The following is an 18,353-nucleotide window of genomic DNA, read 5'->3' on the forward strand; positions in this document are numbered from 1 at the left end:
TATATTTTTAGTAATAAATAATCCACATTCTTACGTTAACTATTTTAAATGAAAAATTATTTATTATACTAAAACCCAAAAATATTCACCTTATAAAAATATAAGTTACACAAAGTTTATTTTAACATATTCAAGATAAAATAAATATAATAAAAAGATAAATGTATAAATCTTATTGAATTTTAATCCATTCTTAAAAAAACACAAAAGATAATATCGATAAAATATGGTACAAAATATCAAAAAAATTTATTTTATATTATAGTCCAATTCGGGATAAACAGCAGAAAGCACTGGGTGATGGGATATCCACCCCTATCGAAATAAATATAGAAACATGTCAAACTGAGTTCGTCTTGATTTATTTCGATAAACGAAAATCATAACTATCTTCTTAATCACACAGAAATGTTTTTTATCTTACTATTTATCTAAACCACTAAAATGACCGTATAACTGCTTTAATATCCATTCAAAAGTATACGGTTATTTTTATTTTTCACCAATGCTATCAATTAATTTCTAATCTAGAATCTTCTTCTGTTGTTATTATTTTTCCTGTATCAAGTGTTAACGTTTAGGTTCTTTCTTGCTCCCTACGGATCAACAGTAACTGAACATTCCGCTGTCTTGTGACCATCTTCTGTTGTCATAGTAATGAGTACTTCTCCCTCTTTCAAGGCTTCGATTTCACCTTCTTGTGTCACACTCACTACGGTTGGGTCATCTGATTCCCATTTCACTTTTTTATTTGTTGCTGTCTCTGGCTTGATTTCACCTTTTAAACTTGCCGTATCACCTTTATCAAGTGCTAGAGCTCTAGGTAATATTTTTACTCCTGTTACTGGGACTGAGTTGACTTTGCTTGTTGTCGTCTTTTCATCATCTGCAATAGTTGGATCATTTTTTCCAGCTAGTGCAAAGTAACCAAAAATAGCTACTATTATTCCACCAACAATAATTAAACTAAAGAATAATTGTTTTACTTTTGTTCTTTTCATCTAATTTACCTCCTATTTCTTTAATCTTTAAAGCCTTCTTACTTTTTCTATCCTTCTTGAATAATCCTGAAGATAATATTTTATGCCTAAATAAAATCCTTTTTTGAGTTCATAATCATTACAATTAGAAGCATTAATGATTTTTCTTCGTGCTATTTCATTTAAATCAATAAAATAACCGTATAACAGATTTAATGTCCATTCAAAAGTATACGGTTATTTTATTTTTTACTAAATACTGCTAATTAATTTCTAATCAAGATACGTATTGCTTCTCTGTTAACCAACTTACAGTTCTATTTTGTGCATTTATAAGTCTGTTTCACTTATTTATTTTCAGCGTTTACAGACTTAACTTTCTCTCTCAACATCGTTGCTTTTCTTACTATCAAGCGTTAACGTTTTAGGCTCTTTCTTACTTCTTATGGATCAACGGTGACTTTGCATTCCGCTGTTTTCTTGCCATCGTCTGTTGTAACAGTAATGATTGCTTCTCCTACTTTCAAAGCTTCGATTTCACCCTCTTTTGTCACACTCACTATAGTTGGGTCACTTGATTCCCAGGTTACTTTTTTATTTGTTGCATTGGTCGGATTGATTTGCGCTGTCAATGTTACTACCTCTTCTATATCAAGTGATATAGATTTAGGCAATACTTTCACGCCCATTACTGGGATTGGATCTACAACAGTAATTTTGCTTGTTGCTGTCTTTTCACCATCTTCTGTTGTCACAGTTACCGTTGCTTCTCCGGCTTTCAAACCTTTCACTTCACCCGTTTGGGTTACGCTAATTATGCTCTCATCACTTGATGACCATTTCACCTGTTTATTTGTAGCATTTTCAGGATTAACTTGCGCTTGCAATGTCGTTGTTTTTCCTGTATCAAGTGTTAATGTTTTCGGATCTACTGTTACTCCTGTTACATTGATTACTTCAACATCCGAATCAACGGTGACTATACTTTTCGCTGTCTTTCCACCCTCTTCTGTTGTAACAGTAATAATTGCTTCTCCAGCTTTCAAGGCTTCAATTTCACCCTCTTTTGTCACACTCACTATAGTTGGGTCACTTGATTCCCAGGTTACTTTTTTATTTGTTGCATTGGCAGGCTGGATTTGCGCTTTCAATGTTACTATATCACCTTTATCAAGTGACATAGATTTAGGTAGTACTTTTACTCCTGTTACTAAGACTGGATCTACAACAGTAATTTTACTTGTTGCTGTTTTTTCACCATCTTCTGTTGTCACGGTCACAGTTGCTTCGCCAGCTTTTAAACCTTTCACTTCACCCGTTTGGGTTACACTAACTATGCTCTCATCACTTGATGACCATTTCACTTTTTTATTTTCAGCATCTTCAGGCTGGATTTGCGCTTTCAATGTGGCTGTTTTGCCTGTATTAAGTGTTAATTCTTGAGGATCTACAGTTACTCCTGTTACCTTGATTGTTTCATCTTCTATTGGATCAACTGTAACTTCACTTTCCGCTTTCTTTTGACCATCTTCTGTTGTCACAGTAATGGTTGTTTTTCCAGCTTTCAAGCCTTTGACTACACCCTCTTGTGTCACACTCACTATAGCTGGATCAGTTGATACCCAGGTTACATTTTTATTTGTTGCTGTTTCTGGCTGGATTTGTACTTTCATAGTTGCTGTCTCATCTACATCAAGTGATAGCGATCTTGGTAGTAGTTTTACTCCCGTTACTTTGATTGTTTCATCTTCTATTGATTCAACTATAACTTCACTTTCCGCTTTCTTTTGACCATCTTCTGTTGTCACAGTAATGGTTGCTTTTCCAGCTTTCAAGCCTTTGACTACACCCTCTTGTGTCACACTCGCTATAGCTGAATCACTTGATTCCCAGGTTACTTTTTTATTTGTTGCTGTTTCTGGCTGGATTTGTACTTTCATAGTTGCTGTCTCATTTACATCAAGTGACAGCGATCTTGGTAGTAGTTTTACTCCCGTTACTTTGATTGTTTCATCTTCTATTGATTCAACTATAACTTCACTTTCCGCTTTCTTTTGACCATCTTCTGTTGTCACAGTAATGGTTGCTTTTCCAGCTTTCAAGCCTTTGACTACACCCTCTTGTGTCACACTCGCTATAGCTGAATCACTTGATTCCCAGGTTACTTTTTTATTTGTTGCTGTTTCTGGCTGGATTTGTACTTTCATAGTTGCTGTCTCATCTACATCAAGTGACAGCGATCTTGGTAGTAGTTTTACTCCCGTTACTTTGATTGTTTCATCTTCTATTGATTCAACTATAACTTCACTTTCCGCTTTCTTTTGACCATCTTCTGTTGTCACAGTAATGGTTGCTTTTCCAGCTTTCAAGCCTTTGACTACACCCTCTTCTGTCACACTCGCTATAGCTGAATCACTTGATTCCCAGGTTACTTTTTTATTTGTTGCTGTTTCTGGCTGGATTTGTACTTTCATAGTTGCTGTCTCATCTACATCAAGTGACAGCGATCTTGGTAGTAGTTTTACTCCCGTTACTTTGATTGTTTCATCTTCTATTGATTCAACTATAACTTCACTTTCCGCTTTCTTTTGACCATCTTCTGTTGTCACAGTAATGGTTGCTTTTCCAGCTTTCAAGCCTTTGACTACACCCTCTTCTGTCACACTCACTACAGCTGGATCACTTGATTCCCAGGTTACTTTTTTATTTGTTGCTGTTTCTGGCTGGATTTGTGCTTTCATAGTTGCTGTCTCATCTACATCAAGTGATAGCGATCTAGGTAGTAGTTTTACTCCTGTTACCTTGATTGTTTCACCTTCTGTTGGATTAACTGTAACTACACTTTTCGCTGTCTTTTTACCGTCTTCTGTTGTGACAGTAACATTCGCTGTTCCAGCTTTTAATCCTTTGACTTCACCCAGTTCTGTTACACTTACTATGTCCTCATCACTTGATGTCCATTTTATCCGTGGATTGCTAGCATTTTCAGGCTGGATTTTTGACTTCAAAGTCATTGTTTTTCCTATATCAAGTGTTACTTCTTGAGGATCTACCGTTACTCCTGTTACATAGATTGCATTATTTTCACCTGTAACTGTCACTTCACATGTCGCTACTTTCCCACTATCTACACTTTTCACAGTAACTGTCGCTTTTCCTGGTGTAACTCCTTCAATTATTCCATAATCGTACACTCTAACAATATTTTCATCACTTGATTCCCAGATCAATTCCTTATTCGATGCATTCAATGGTAAAACTTTTGCGTCCAAGGCTCCCGCTTTTACTGTGTTTATCGTTATTTCTTTTGGCGTCAGTTCCACGCTGGCTACAGGAACACTTTCTTTATCTCTAATTCTTTGCCATTGATACATCAAATGATCTTTTTGTTCACTAGTAACTTTCTCAATTCTACCTCTTAATTCTTCTAATTTTTCTGGTGTCGCTTTTTCTGATATTGCCCCAGATTTCTCAACTAAGTCTTTTAATTCCTTCGCTATCTGATTGTTTTTCTGTGTGCTATCAAATAGTACTTGGGTTCCATCAGCACCTCTTAATTCAATTCGAATATTATCATCTGGACTAACAGAAATCTCTGTTGCCCATTTATTATCTGTAAATGAACTGTAATAAGAGCGTCCTTTAGTCAATTCGCTAATATAGCTATCATTTTTAAGTAGAACAATTTTTTCGTTTCTATATGGCTTTGTCTCATATCCAGCCATGTCAATTTCAATTTTATCATTCTTAATTTGAACATCATTAATCATTCTCACTGGCAATTTATGCTTAACATCTTTATCATTTTCCCAAATTTCTTTTTTCAATGGATTCAAATACATTATTTTGTTTGTCGTGAGTGGATCATCTAAAATCCCCCATTTTTCAAAGTACGGAGTTAAATCGAATCCTGTAGTTTCAGAAGTTGTCACAATCAGGTCTTGTATGATTTCGTATTCCCGCTCTTCTTCTAATTCACTATTTAACATTTTAGTTGATTCACGGTAAGCTTGATGTAAAATCGGATAAAAATCATCCCCAAAGCTATTTCCTAGTTGAGCAAACAAAGTAAGTTTTACAAAATCTTCTAATTTACTGTAATTTTTATCTTCTTTATTTTGATTAAGGTAGTTATGCATTTTTTCATAATATGCATCAACTCTTGGTGAACCACCTTGAACTTTTTTTTCAGAAGCTAATGAATAAATATTTACCGTTGTCTCACCAACAGCATTCCATAACATTGGCGTCAATTGTCTTTGATGGCCCGCTTCATGCCACGGTCCCCAAGCTTCGTTTGTCGTTAAAAGTCTTTTTACAGCTGCGTCTCCATTAAATCCTAAAAATTCATTGGTAGCATACATATACAGCTTATTAGTCTCAACAAAATGCTGATAGTGTTTATCTGGTGCGTGAATCCCAGCACCTTCAACAATGCCTGATACATCATCTTGCGCTGTAAGAAATGCGTCAAAATACTCCATCAAAGTTTGAGGATTTCCCATGTATTTTTTTGCCTTCTCATAACTTACAGAAACAATTGCTTTTTTACTAACTAATTGAACCTTTTCAGCATCTTTGTAATTTTCCATTTGATTATTAAACTCATCTACGGATGTGTTTCCAAGTTCAAAATAAGGCATCTTACCTGTTGCTCCTGAAACGGAAACATTCGAATTTCCATCTTTGTTACTATTTATAATAAAAATTGGTCCATCATTTTCTGCAATAATAGTCTGTGTACCAACAGTTAAAGAATAAGTATTTTGTATTTCTTCTGGTAAGCCAATCTGCATTGAAAGATTACTTTGTCCTTTTACCTCAACAGTCAGTTGATCCCCTTTTTTTGCATATACACCAACTGGATCTAAAGAACTAAATTTTAATCTGCGCTTTAAGCGCTCCATATCATCAGCTACATTTCCTCTACCAATAAATTCTTTCGTAATCACTTTCTTAGTCTTAGCATCTGTAATAGCTGAGTCATTTTTTTCAGCCAACGCAACATCACCAATAATAGCAGAAGTTACTCCACCAACAATAACTAAACCAAAAAATAATTTTTTTAACTCTTTTCTTCTCACGTAACTTTCCCCCTTAATTTTTAGTTTTCTCTTTCCTTACTACCTTTGTTCCTCCTTCATACTAATTTCAAATATATATATGTAATAAATATCTATTTTTGGCAGACATTACCAAACCACTCCGTAAAAACAAAATAAAGAACTTTTTATAATCTATTTATCACATATAAATATAATATTAACACAAAACAACGATATAACAAAGATATATATTTCTTTTTTATATCGTTATTATATTTTGGAATCATATATACGAAGCTAAAACTAAATTATACCGTCAACTACCTTCTTATAATCAGTTCAACTTTCTTCGCTCGCATATTATAATAACCCCTCTTTTTTCATTTTATGACTCACTTGATTTTTTAACAGTTATCCATAATTACTTCATTTTTTATACCGTCCTACCTAGGATAGTCGTCCCTCTGGATAAAGTTTCATTTTTTATACTAAAATTTCAGTTTCATGAATATGAGGATGGAACATGTCAAATTACACTGTTCAGTTTTTTGTGATATGATTAACAAGTTAGAATTTCCAATACTGTCTTTTCGTATCTTGACTAATGTTGACAAGATACAACTTTTTTTCTTATTTTTATCAAAATTTTTAATTATTTTTTTCATTCATATTGTTAACTATTATTAACCTTCAATAACTGTACGTTACTTTTAATATGTCTCTAGTCCATTATTTACTGGTGCTGCTTCGCTATAATAACTACCCTGAAAAAAATATAATATCTTTCAAAAATCAAGGTTTTTCTTCAATATGTAAGATAAAACCGTTTCGCACGATAAAATTTGTTTAATTTCTTTTTAAGGTTTTTATCGGAAACCGTAACCTACCTTTGCATAAGCTGGTATTGTTGCTGTCGTTAACGAGGGATAGTAAAAGAACCATCAATTCTTTGAAAGTAATCATTCCTGTCGAAAAATCAAACGCTATCCAGATCATCGGTACCGAAAACCTTGTATCTTGTTTACATCATAAGCATGCAGTGCTAATCGTATTGTCTTTACGAGTGACTTTACTTGTTGCTAGCTTTGTTATCTTTACGATGTTTCCAATTAATAACAGAAAGTCGATAAAAAAACAGATAGTGATACACACTATCTGTTTGATAAACGTTTGCTATTATATTATGTCTAGTATAAATATATTTAGTTTAATAACTAAAATTAAATATACTGTAAAAGCTTTTCTTCTTGATATGCTCGATCAATCAATCCACCGCCAAGACATTCCATGCCATCATAAAAAACAACTGCTTGCCCCGGAGTAATTGCTCGAATAGGTTCAGAAAAAATCACTTTTGCTGTCGTTCCATCGTCGGTTAAAATAACTTTGACTGGTACATCTTGTTGACGATAACGAAATTTTGCTGTACAGTCAAATTCTTTTGGCATCTCTGTATCAACAGTAAAGTGGATCTCACTGGCATCCAAATGCGTAGCATATAATCGTTCATGATGGAATCCTTGTCCAACATATAACGTATTTGTTGTCAAATCTTTTCCAACTACAAACCATGGTTCTTGTGATCCTTTACCACCGCCTATGCCTAAGCCTTGGCGTTGACCAATGGTATAGTACATTAATCCATCGTGCTGCCCTTTGATTTCTCCATCTAAAGTTACCATGTCACCTTTGTTAGCAGGTAAATAATTACTTAAAAATTGTTTAAAGTTTTTTTCCCCAATGAAACAGATCCCTGTTGAATCTTTTTTCTTCGCTGTGGCTAAATCAGCCCGTTCAGCAATCGCTCGAACTTCTGACTTTTCCATACCACCTAAAGGAAACATTGTTTTTGCCAATTGAGCTTGAGATAATTGACTCAAGAAATAGGTTTGATCTTTATTATTATCGACACCACGTAACATGCGTACGCTTCCGTCTTCTTTTCGTTCTACTTGAGCGTAATGTCCAGTTGCGACATAGTCTGCTCCTAATTGCATTGCGTAATCCAAAAAAGCTTTGAACTTAATTTCCTTGTTACACATTACATCAGGGTTCGGTGTGCGGCCTAGACGATATTCTGAAAGAAAATATTCAAATACTCGATCCCAATATTCCTTCTCAAAATTTACCGAGTAATAAGGAATACCGATTTGATCTGCAACCTTAGCCACATCTTTGTAGTCTTCGGTGGCAGTACACACACCGTTTTCATCCGTGTCATCCCAATTTTTCATAAAGATACCCACGACATCATAGCCTTGCTCTTTTAAAAGCAACGCTGTAACAGAAGAGTCTACACCTCCGCTCATGCCTACAACGACACGAGTTTTGCTGTTATCTGTCATTTGATCACCATCATTTCAACTTAGATTCTGAATGCATCTACGATTTGAAGGTCGTAACTTTTCAGTGATTCTTATTATACTAGGATTTTAAAAGAAGTAAAGGTATTAAATGTGAACAACTTACTTCTTATGAAAACTTTTCTTCATAAAAAATAAGGATGACTCTTTTAAGCCATCCTTATTTTTGAATTGAGACATTAGACTCTTTCTAGTACTCCGCGGCTAATCATGCCATCCATCAAGAAATAAAACTTCTCTTGACTCATTCCATGAGATTCGCTTTTGAAAATATTCATTGATTTTAAACCATTTGCTGTTGTTACTGACATTTTCAGTGTTTTTAAATCTTCAGCAATTGTAATTTTCAGTTTGAACCCTTCCTTACTTTGCGGAGTTGCATCCAATGGACGAATCAATTGGAAATTCCCTGAATTTGTTTCAGTAAAGCCATTGTCTTTCAATGTGTATTTCTTTGCTTGTTCATTTACTTTATAAAATACCTCAGAACCTTCTACTGTTGCTTTTTCTTTAAATGCCATTTTTCCACCTCTTTATTTATTGTCTCTTTTATTATAGTAGTTACGCTTTCTTTTTGCTAGTTCTAATCGTTGTTTCTTTTGATTATTGTTTGATTTTTTTGATTGTTTCAATCAATATTGTCACAAATCGTTGAATTTGTTCTTCATCATTGTACAGACCAAAGCTGATTCTCACTGATTCTTTGATTGCAGGATGTTCTTTACCATACATCGCTTCTAAGACATGAGAAGGATCAACAGTTCCTGCTGTACAAGCTGATCCTGTGGAAATTGCTATCCCTTGAAGATCCAAATGCATCAATAATAAGTCACTTGATACACCTTTAAACCATAAATTCAAAATATGTGCCAATTTATTTTCAGGATTACCATTGATTTGATAATCAACCTCAGCTTTATCCAATTGACTTAAAATGACTTGTTGAAAATAATCATATTTATCATGGCGTTGTTTTTTTTCACTTTCGGTCAAAAGCGCAACAGCTTTACCCATACCGGAAATGCCAGCTAAATTTTCAGTTCCTGCCCGACGTTTTTCTTCTTGCTCACCACCATGAAGAAATGAAGGTAAAGAAATCTCATCATTTTTATATAAGAAACCGACCCCTTTTGGACCATTAATTTTATGAGCAGAAATGCTTAATAAATCAATCCCAAATTCATGAGGTAAAATCACTTCAGAACCATAAGCTTGTACAGCATCTGTATGAAAAAATGCTTGATGTGTCTTAAGGAGCTCCCCTATTTCTTTGATTGGTAACAGATTGCCTATCTCATTATTGCCGTACATCACAGAAACTAAAATCGTATCTTCACGCAAGGCTTTCTTCACATCAGAAAAAGCTACATCACCTTTCTCATCAACAGGTAAGTATGTGACTTCAAATCCTAGACTTTCCAAATACTTCATTGTTTCTAAAACAGCTGGATGTTCGATTGCTGTGGTAATCAAATGCATTCCTTGATCTTTTCTAGAAAGAGCCGTCTCAATGATTGCTGTATTATCTCCTTCTGTGCCTCCGCTGTTAAAGATAATTTCATGGGGCTTGACTTTTAAACTGGCTGCAACTACTTGCCTAATATCTTCTAATTTCCGATGGGCTTGTCTACCAAATGTATGGATGCTGGAGGGATTACCAAAAGTATTCGCCATTTCATCTGCCATTATCTCAATAACCGCTGGATGAGCTGGTGTTGTTGCTGCATGATCTAAATAAATCGATTTCACGAAACTCGTCCTCTCTGAATCATTTTCATTGGCATTAGTTTACCATAACTGGAAGTGTTCCTCAAAGATTGATTCTTTCACTTTTCAAAACGTTTTCCTTTTCGATAAGTATAAATATTTCCATACGTAAAAACAGCAATTCCCAACCAAATAAAACTAAATGCTATAAATTGGTCTACCGAATAAGGCTCATGATATAAAAAGATGGCAGATATTAACATTAATGTTGGACCTACATATTGAATGAAACCTAAAATAATATAAGAAATTTGTTTTGCAGCTTCTGCAAAAAGTAGCAATGGGATTGCTGTAACAATTCCCGCGCCAATCAACAACAAATTAGTAGTTATTTCAAAACTCATAAATCCTTGCTGTGAAAAAAATAGCAGATAAATCATGGCGATTGGTAAAATGACAAATGTTTCAATCGTCAAACCAGTATATGAACTGACAGAAACACCTTTTTTAATCAATCCATAAAAACTAAATGTAACAGCCATAATCAATGGTGCAAAAGGTATTTCTCCTGTTTGAACCGTTAGTAACGTTACACCGACCAAAGCTAACCCACAAGCAATCATACCTGAACGACTTAATTTTTCTTTTAATATCAATGTTGCCAACAACACATTTACTAACGGATTCATGTAATAGCCTAAACTAGCTTGAGTAACATGTCCTTGACTGACTGTATAAATAAATGTAAACCAGTTTACTGAAATCAAAATAGCGGCACAAATAATAGCAAATAATTTTTTCTTATCTTGTAATACAATCTTAACCTCTGATAAAAATAAAGACCATTTTCTTGTAATTAAAATGTAGACCATCATAAATAAAAATGACCAAACAATCCGGTAACATAAAATATCCAACGGATCAACAGTAGGCATCAACTTCCAATAAATTGGAATGATCCCCCAAAATACATAAGCAATAAATCCTAATAAAACACCTTTCTTCTGTTCTTTCACACATATAACCTCTTTCTTTTATCAGTACGTAACTTACTCATTTGATTAAGTTAAATGAGAAAAAGAAGTCCAGAATAAAATACTAGCTGAACTTCTTTCTTTATTTAAGCAGATTGATTATTTATTTTTCTTCTAAACGAAATAACGGGCTCATTGGAGTATTTTCATGGATTCGTTTTACTGCTTCCCCCATCAACTCAGCACAAGAAACAATGCTTAAAGCTTTTGGTTTACGTTCTTCAGAAATGAAGACGGAATCAGTCACACAGATTTGTTCAATTGGAGAGGCATCTAATATCTCTTTTGCTCCTTTTGATAGCAAACCATGAGACGCACAAGCATAAATACTTTTTGCTCCATTTTCTTTTAAAATTTCTGCAGCGGTCGCAATTGTTCCACCAGTATTTAAAATATCATCAACTAAAATACATGTCTTGCCTTTAACTTCGCCAATCACATAGCCTGAACGAACACCATCGATTTCATCTTGATCAACAATCGCTAATGTGGCATCTAAATATTCAGATAAACTTCTAGCGCGTTGAACGCCGCTGTTTTTTGGAGAAACGACAACTATATCTTCTCCTGTTAATTTCTGCTGACGATAATTATGCGCAAAAAGAGGCATTGTAAATAAATTATCTACTGGGATATCAAAGAAACCTTGTACTTGAACTGTGTGCAAGTCAAGTGTCAAAACACGAGTTGCTCCTGCTTCTTCCAATAAATTTGCGACTAATTTTGCTGTAATGGGTTCTCTTGGTTTCGCTGTTCGATCTTGTCTAGCATAACCATAATATGGTAATACCACATTAATTGTTTTGGCACTTGCTCGTTTTAATGCATCAATCATAATCAACAATTCCATTAAATGATCATTCACTGGAAGGTTGGTTGACTGCACAAGAAAAACATGGTCCCCACGAATACTCTCTTCAATATTAATTTGAATCTCTCCATCACTAAATTGACGCACCGTACTTTTTCCCAGTTCAGTCCCGACAACTTCAGCAATTTTCTCTGATAATGGGCGATTGGCATTCAAACTAAAGATTCGTAATGTTTTATCTTGGTATTTTTGGGTCATGATTTCCTCCGTGATCTAGATATTTTCTATTCATATAATTGAAAACTTCAATTTACATTCTAACATTGATTCGCTAAAAAATCATTGATCTTTTGCTTTCCTGTGATAATTTTTTGAAACTTCAGCAACTTTTAAATGAAGTTTTCTATACTTACAAAACTGTTCGTTAAATCAGCCTAGTTTCACCTTGCTTTTATCTCCTTGACGAGTAAAATTAAATAATAATCGGAGGTAACTGAATATGAATCATAGAAAACATCAGAAAAAAAATAACCCATGGATACCTACATTAGTCATTTTATTGTTGATTATTCTTGTCGCATTGGAGCTATATCTTTTATTTTTCCAAAGTCATTCTAATTCTATCTCCGAAAAAAATACAAACGAGACAACATCTGAAACCTCCCAATCAAGCGAACCTCTCACAAAAGATGCGCAACGTTTGGAAAATTTCAATCAAGAGGTAAAACCGACTTCTGATTTAGCAAAACAAATAAATCAACAATTAGATGATAATCAATTTATTGGGACAGCTTTAGTCATCCAAAACGGACAGATTATTTTGCAAAAAGGATTCGGCTATGGAAATTTCGCAAAAAATCAGCCAAATACTTATCAGTCTCTTTTCCAAATTGGCTCGATACAAAAAGCCTTGACAGCTGAACTAGTTCTACAGCAAGTTCAGGCTCAAAAACTTTCGCTAGATGAAACTTTGGATCGTTTTTATCCAAATGTTCAGGATAGTCAACGGATAACCATTCGACAGCTACTTTCGATGTCTTCTGGTCTGTATCAAAAAGTAAAACCTGAGTTCATGATGACTGATGATGCCTTTCTCCAATTTGCAATCTCCAATGCTCAAATGAGTACATATGGGCAGTATAAGTATGATGCGATTAACTATTACCTTTTAGTTGGTATTATAGAGCAATTAACTGGAACTTCTTATCATACATTATTCAATCAAACATTTATCCAAAGATTACAACTCTCCCATACTCTTTTTTATAATGATTTCTTAAATTCATCCAATCGAACATACGCCTATGAAAAAGTAAATGGTAAAAACTATGGTTCTGAAATTGCTGATAAGCCTATCCTTTTCAGACAGGAAGTTGGGACTGGTAGTGTGGGGATGACTGTCGGTGATTTATATTTATTTTTCTCTACTTTTTTATCAGGAAATACTATAAATAAAAATACATTTAATTCACTCTGGACACCTGCAACACAAGATAAATATATGGGTGGTTTTTACAACTATAGTAATTATATTCGCGGTCATGGAGTTGAAGAAGGTTTTGAACCTAACGTCTATATTTCAAAAGATAGACAAAACGCAGTAATTTTGTTCACTAATCAAAACCCTAAAAATGGTGCCTATACACAATTAGGTAAAACTATTTTCAATCGGTTAGGTTCTTATCTGAACTAAATACTCTACGCTAAAACTAGAAAGTGGTTGACCGCTTTCTAGTTTTTTTATTTATTTTTAGGCTAACCTAAAAAATGGATTGATTTTAATCTTAATTTATCATATACTAATTTTAAGGTAAACCTAAAAAGGAGGTTTTTTTATGCCTATAAATAAAAATAATCTTACAATAGAACATTTAACGGTTAGTTATCAAGGTCAAAAGGCCTTAATTGATATTTCTTTACAAATACCCGCTAGAAAAATCACTGGCATCATTGGACCAAACGGTGCAGGAAAGTCAACTTTCCTAAAAGGAATGTTGGGATTGATTAAAACGGATTCCAGAACAGTCCTTTTAGGAGATCAAGCAATTGATACTCAAAAAAAGCGTATTGCTTATGTAGAGCAACGCAGTGCTTTAGACCTTTCGTTTCCAATCAACGTATTGGAGGTTGTTCTTTTAGGAACATATCCTAAGTTAGGTTTATTGAAACGTCCAAAAAAACAGGAGAAAGAAAAAGCTTTAGCCGCTCTTAAAACCGTTCAATTGGAAGACTTTGCTAAACGACAAATTGGTGAGTTGTCTGGTGGTCAGCTACAACGGGTCTTTATTGCCCGAGTCCTTGCTCAAGGAGCGGATGTTATTGTCTTGGATGAGCCTTTTGTTGGCATCGATATGACAAGTGAGAAAGTAATTATGGACATTCTCAAACAATTAAAAGATGCTGGAAAAACGATTGTGATCGTTCACCACGATCTCCACAAAGTAGCTCATTATTTTGATGATGTCATTATCTTAAAGAAAAAATTAATCGCTTGCGGTCCTGTTATAACAACATTTACGAACAAAAATATCCAACTAGCTTATGGAGAAACAATGGGTGACATTATTATCAAAGGAGTGGCTGATGCATGATTGCAAATTTTATTGACGGATTGGTTCGCTACCAGTTTTTACAAAACGCTTTGATTACTTCTATCATTGTAGGATTGGTTTCAGGAATCATTGGTTCATTTATTGTTTTACGAGGAATGTCTCTGATGGGAGATGCGATTTCACATGCAGTATTACCAGGGGTTGCGGCATCTTATATGTTTGGTGTCAATTATATCTTTGGTGCTTCTATTTTTGGTATTTTGGCGGCTTTATTGATTGGCTTTATCACACAAAAAAGTCAGTTGAAAAATGATACAGCTATTGGCGTTGTTTTCAGTTCCTTTTTTGCTCTAGGGATTATCATGATCTCATTTGCGCAAAGTTCTACTGACCTTTACCATATTCTCTTTGGTAATGTATTAGCTGTTCGTGATTCTGATATTTTGATTACTATAATTGTTGGAATTATTGTGCTGATTTTTGTTGGTCTTTTCTATAAAGAATTACAAATTACATCCTTTGATCCAACGATGGCACAAGCCTACGGATTAAATGTTCAATTTTTCCACTATGCCTTAATGTTTTTATTAACCTTAGTTGCTGTTTCGTCTTTACAAACCGTTGGAACGATTTTAGTAATTGCTATGTTGATTACCCCTGCAGCTACTGCTTATCTATTAACGAATCATCTACCTACAATGATTGCTTTAGCTTCTCTTTTTGGAATATTAAGTTCAATCATTGGTCTATTCTTTAGTTACTCATATAACTTAGCATCAGGAGCAACAATCGTTTTGACTGCTGCCGCATTTTTCATTTTAGCCTTTCTATTTTCACCTAAAAAAGGATTATTTTTTGTTAATAAACAGAAAACGGAGGAATCTACATTATGAGAAAAAAAATACTGATTATTTCAGCTTTAGCTAGTTTATTTCTACTAGCTGCCTGCCAAGGCAAAACTTCTGACAAGTCAGATAAAGAAAAAATCAATGTCGTTGCCACCAATTCGATTCTTGCTGACATGGTAGAAAACGTTGGAAAAGAATTAGTCAATTTGCATAGTATTGTCCCAGTTGGAACAGACCCACACGAATATGAACCTTTACCCGAAGATGTTGCTAAAGCCTCAGAAGCGGATGTTTTATTCTTCAATGGGTTGAACTTAGAAACTGGCGGTAACGGCTGGTTTAGTAAATTAATGGAAACGGCGAAGAAAAAAGAAGATCAAGACTATTTTTCTGTAAGTAAACAAGTAAAACCAATGTATTTAACAAGTGCAGGGCAAGAAAATCAACAAGATCCTCATGCTTGGCTAGATATTCAAAATGGGATTTCTTATGTAGAATCAATCAGAGATACCTTAAGTGAAAAAGATCCTAAAAACAAAGAAACCTACGAAAAAAATGCCAAGGAGTATATAGAAAAACTGTCAGCCTTAGACAAAGAAGCAAAAGAAAAATTTGCTGACATTCCAGAAAACCAAAAATTATTAGTTACTAGTGAAGGGGCCTTTAAATATTTCTCTAAAGCATACGGTTTAACCGCTGCTTACATTTGGGAAATCAACACAGAAAACCAAGGAACCCCAGACCAAATGAAACAAATCATAGATAAGATTCATACAACTAAAGTTCCTGCCTTATTTGTTGAAACAAGCGTCGATAAACGAAGTATGGAAAGAGTATCGAAAGAAACTAAATTGCCAATTTACAGTACGATTTTTACTGATTCCATTGCTAAAAAAGGTGAAGACGGCGATAGTTATTATGCCATGATGAAATGGAACTTAGATAAAATCCATGATGGATTAACAAAATAAAAGAAAAACTGCGACTCACACCTTAAACAGTGTAAGCCGCAGTTTTTCTTATTGAATCATTTCTTCAATGTTAATCACACGATCTGTAATATCGGTATAAAATTCTTCCTCATGGGAAACAATCACAATCGTTCCTTGAAATTGCTGAATTGCTTGACGTAAGCTTTCTTTGGCTGTGATATCAATATGATTTGTAGGTTCATCTAAGAAAATAATATTGCTGGTGTCCATCGTCAACTCACACAATTTTACTTTTGTTTGCTCTCCCCCGCTTAATAATCGCAGTTGTTGATTCACCAATTTATCAGGTAAACCACATTTAGCTAAATAGGTACGAATTTCTTTAACTGTTTTTTTAGGAAAACGGTCACTTAAATAAGCTAAGGGCGTCAAATAATCATTTTCCCAAGTTAAATCTTGAGAGAAATAGGCGATTTTAGTGTTGGCTGGATATTGATATTCACCACTAATAGGTTTGATTTTTCCTGTCAGCGTTTTGATCAATGTTGATTTACCAATTCCATTAAACCCTTTAATAGCAACTTTTTCTCCACTATGAACAGATAAATTGATTGGTGCTAACAATGGTTTAGTATAGCCAATGACTAAGTCATTAGTAACTAATGCCAGACTTGCCACAATCGATTGATATGGAAATAAGATTTGCGGTTTCATCAAACTTCCCGGAGGAGCCATTCGCTCCACTCTATCCAGTTGTTTTTGACGACTTTTCGCCATGGTTGCCCGATTTCCAGCTTTATATTTGCGTATATAAGCTTCGGCTTTTTCAATTTTTGCTTGTTGGGCGTGGTACTGTTTTAAATAACTTTCTTTGTTTTGCTCTTTTTGCGCAAAGGATTTTTCAACATTTCCAGTATATTTTGTCAATTTACCAAACTCAATATCACAAATACAATTGGTTACAGCATTTAAGAAATGATAATCATGAGAGACGATGATGAATGTTCCGTCAAAGTTGTTTAAATAATCAATCAACCATTGGATATGTGTATCATCAAGATAATTTGTTGGTTCATCTAATAGTAAAACATCATGCTCTTCTAAAAGTAGTTTTGCTAAAATCACTTTTGAGCGTTGGCCACCACTTAACTCTTTCATCGACCGATCTAGTCCAATTGCTTCAATGCCCAAACCATTAGCAAGGTCATTGATAATTGTATCAATTTGATAAAAGTCACTTTCATCCAATTGTGTTTGTAGATTTCCTGCCCGTTCTAGTAGTTTGTTTTCACCAGTCTCACCAAACTCAGCATATAATCCATTGATTTTCTTTTCTATCTCATAGAGTGGTTTGTACGCTTGGTGCAAAAATTCATTAATTGTACTATTTCCAATAACTTCCACATATTGATCTAAGTAACCGATTTTGATATTATTTTGCCAAGTAATGGTTCCATCATCTGCTAAAATTTCACCTGTTAAAACTTTGACTAACGTTGATTTCCCGACACCATTTTGACCTGTTAATCCCATATGGTCACCTTTATTGACGCGAAGTGATGCATCTTCATACAAGATTTTTTCACCAAATCGTTGCGTTAAGTGTTCAATTGTTAATAAACTCATTTTTTCTTCCTCTTTCCTTTATCTTTATTGTAAATTTCATTAAGTACCTGCTTGTCTTTTCCGCAATTTAAGTTGCTTTAAACAACGTTTTAGTACGTTTTATGTAACAAGTCTCATTATCAAGACAAAAAAACAAGCGATCAAATAGGCTTCCCCATCTTATCCCTCGTTTTATATCAACAAAGGACAACGTACGAAACACGTTGTCCTTTAATCAGCGCTATTAAAAATTCATGATCCACCGTTAAAACAACACTAAATAAGACTACTTGATAGTCTAAAAAAATTTAGTATTCGCCTTAAACGATGAAGCGTTCATTTTATTAGGCTCCGCAACAATGCTTCATCACATTCATTTGTCGGGAGCTGATTCTTTTTACAAATTTATCTGAAAGAACAAACATTCTTAATCACCTTTCTTTACAGAAGATATTTTAACATAATTATTTTGAAAA

General features: G+C 34.2%; 12 protein-coding genes. 4 read left to right on the forward strand and 8 right to left on the reverse strand.

Annotation, left to right across the window (positions count from 1 at the left end):
• Positions 1–596: 596 nt before the first annotated feature.
• The 7 genes from AC4BB2_RS10060 to AC4BB2_RS10090 form a co-directional block, all read right to left on the reverse strand.
• Complete coding sequence (locus tag AC4BB2_RS10060) at positions 597–1,001, reverse strand: Ig-like domain-containing protein (RefSeq protein WP_490472803.1); 405 nt, start codon at positions 999–1,001, stop codon at positions 597–599.
• A 422-nt stretch (positions 1,002–1,423) separates the two neighbouring features.
• Positions 1,424–6,064, reverse strand: a complete 4,641-nt coding sequence (locus AC4BB2_RS10065) for an Ig-like domain-containing protein (RefSeq protein ID WP_490472804.1) — start codon at positions 6,062–6,064, stop codon at positions 1,424–1,426.
• A gap of 1,181 nt (positions 6,065–7,245) precedes the next feature.
• Positions 7,246–8,370: a tRNA 2-thiouridine(34) synthase MnmA gene (gene mnmA, locus AC4BB2_RS10070; protein ID WP_490472805.1), complete on the reverse strand. Its 1,125-nt coding sequence runs from the start codon at positions 8,368–8,370 to the stop codon at positions 7,246–7,248.
• 197 nt (positions 8,371–8,567) lie between these two features.
• Positions 8,568–8,909 (reverse strand): DUF1831 domain-containing protein, encoded by a 342-nt coding sequence (locus tag AC4BB2_RS10075; protein ID WP_490472806.1) that lies wholly within the window; start codon positions 8,907–8,909, stop codon positions 8,568–8,570.
• 82 nt (positions 8,910–8,991) lie between these two features.
• A complete protein-coding gene (locus AC4BB2_RS10080; protein ID WP_490472807.1) occupies positions 8,992–10,137 on the reverse strand; it encodes a cysteine desulfurase family protein in 1,146 nt (381 codons plus the stop codon).
• A gap of 77 nt (positions 10,138–10,214) precedes the next feature.
• The gene (rarD, locus tag AC4BB2_RS10085) at positions 10,215–11,111 is read right to left on the reverse strand and encodes an EamA family transporter RarD (RefSeq protein WP_490472808.1); all 897 of its coding nucleotides are present in this window, start codon (positions 11,109–11,111) and stop codon (positions 10,215–10,217) included.
• 121 nt (positions 11,112–11,232) lie between these two features.
• Positions 11,233–12,198: a ribose-phosphate diphosphokinase gene (locus AC4BB2_RS10090; RefSeq protein WP_490472809.1), complete on the reverse strand. Its 966-nt coding sequence runs from the start codon at positions 12,196–12,198 to the stop codon at positions 11,233–11,235.
• A 241-nt stretch (positions 12,199–12,439) separates the two neighbouring features.
• Here AC4BB2_RS10090 and AC4BB2_RS10095 point away from each other — a divergent pair, with 241 nt between their 5' ends.
• The 4 genes from AC4BB2_RS10095 (at position 12,440) to efaA (ending at position 16,311) form a co-directional block, all read left to right on the forward strand.
• Positions 12,440–13,633, forward strand: a complete 1,194-nt coding sequence (locus tag AC4BB2_RS10095) for a serine hydrolase domain-containing protein (protein ID WP_490472810.1) — start codon at positions 12,440–12,442, stop codon at positions 13,631–13,633.
• A gap of 142 nt (positions 13,634–13,775) precedes the next feature.
• On the forward strand, positions 13,776–14,531 hold the full coding sequence (locus AC4BB2_RS10100; RefSeq protein ID WP_490472811.1) for a metal ABC transporter ATP-binding protein: 756 nt from the start codon (positions 13,776–13,778) through the stop codon (positions 14,529–14,531).
• Positions 14,528–15,385, forward strand: a complete 858-nt coding sequence (locus AC4BB2_RS10105; protein ID WP_490472812.1) for a metal ABC transporter permease — start codon at positions 14,528–14,530, stop codon at positions 15,383–15,385. Before AC4BB2_RS10100 ends, AC4BB2_RS10105 begins: the two co-directional genes overlap by 4 nt.
• The gene (gene efaA / locus AC4BB2_RS10110; RefSeq protein WP_490472813.1) at positions 15,382–16,311 is read left to right on the forward strand and encodes an Mn/Fe ABC transporter substrate-binding lipoprotein EfaA; all 930 of its coding nucleotides are present in this window, start codon (positions 15,382–15,384) and stop codon (positions 16,309–16,311) included. The genes AC4BB2_RS10105 and efaA overlap by 4 nt, the downstream gene beginning before the upstream one ends.
• Before the next feature lie 48 nt (positions 16,312–16,359).
• Here the strand turns inward: efaA and AC4BB2_RS10115 are convergent, their stop codons facing one another.
• On the reverse strand, positions 16,360–17,898 hold the full coding sequence (locus AC4BB2_RS10115) for an ABC-F family ATP-binding cassette domain-containing protein (RefSeq protein WP_490472814.1): 1,539 nt from the start codon (positions 17,896–17,898) through the stop codon (positions 16,360–16,362).
• Between the last annotated feature and the right edge of the window lie 455 nt (positions 17,899–18,353).

The organism is Enterococcus sp. AAFC-DPL-5146 (assembly GCF_058216635.1).